Annotated in this window: 2 protein-coding genes; both read left to right on the top strand. The window is 67.0% G+C overall.

Translation table 11 applies throughout. The features are described 5' to 3' along the window. A partial coding sequence (locus tag EXE48_RS18145) for a hypothetical protein (protein WP_241992039.1) occupies positions 1-295 on the top strand: 295 nt, incomplete at its 5' end. Positions 296-353: 58 nt separating this feature from the next. Continuing rightward, complete coding sequence (locus EXE48_RS18140) at positions 354-725, top strand: hypothetical protein (protein ID WP_137712167.1); 372 nt, start codon at positions 354-356, stop codon at positions 723-725. Positions 726-863: the final 138 nt, after the last annotated feature.

Below are 863 nucleotides of genomic sequence, written 5' to 3'. Positions count from 1 at the left end.
TCGGAGGGTTGACAGAGTGACACTGAAAGACATCGCGAAGGATCCGCTGACGCAGGTGTCGGCGGGACTTGGCGCGATCGCCGCGGTGCTGAACCCGGAGGTCGTGTGGGCGCTGACGGACGCGCTCATCGCCTCGGGGCCGCAGTTATTCTCGGCTATCTCGGTGGGGGCGCTGACGCTCCCCCAGGTCCTGCCGCCGTCGTCAACGGGAGAGTGGGCGGTCGTCGCGGCCGCTCTCGTCTTCTTGGCGTATCTGGGTCAGCAGATCTGGAGCAACATCGATCGAGAAGTATGAGACACACTCACAGCGGACGAACCGAGTTGAATCGGACACGAACGAACGGAGGTGAACCATGTCGGCGGTGACGCTGGCGCTGGGCGTGCTCGCGGTGGGCGCGCTGGTCTACGTGGTTGGCGTCGAGCGAAGTCGTGACGCGGCTGCACGGGCCGGCTCGGCGGCCTCGTCGGGCGCCGGAGCGGCATCGCGAGCGGTGTCGACGAGCGCGGCGGCCGGCGTCGCGGGGCTGGGTGTCGGCCTGCAGTTCGGCGACGACCTGATCACTGCGGTCCTTTCCGAGCCGGGGTTCGCGTTGGCGGCGGTGACGGGGATCTTCGGCTCGCTCGGGACCGGCGGCTACCTCGGCGACCTGTCGGGGCTGCAGTTCCTGCTGATCGGCCTCGTCGTCTTCGCCGTCGGCTACGCGGCGTTCGGAGGTGAGGAGTAGTGTCGTTCTACTTCCCTGAACTCCCGGAAACGGCTGGTGGATGGGGGTTCGCAGTCGCTGGCGGACTCATAGGGTTAGTCCTCTTCACGTTCCAGCACTGGTATGACGCCCCGTTCGACGGTCTTGCGATGGTCGTCG

Source organism: Halorubrum sp. ASP1 (assembly GCF_005435135.1).
Taxonomy (GTDB): Archaea; Halobacteriota; Halobacteria; order Halobacteriales; family Haloferacaceae; genus Halorubrum; species Halorubrum tropicale.
Note: the sequence above shows the minus strand (reverse complement) of the source record. Positions and strands in the feature narration are given on the sequence as shown.

What these genes read in the sequence shown, in the direction of transcription:
- EXE48_RS18140 (WP_137712167.1), top strand. Translation starts at nt 354, where the DNA reads ATGTCGGCGGTGACGCTGGCGCTGGGCGTGCTCGCGGTGGGCGCGCTG.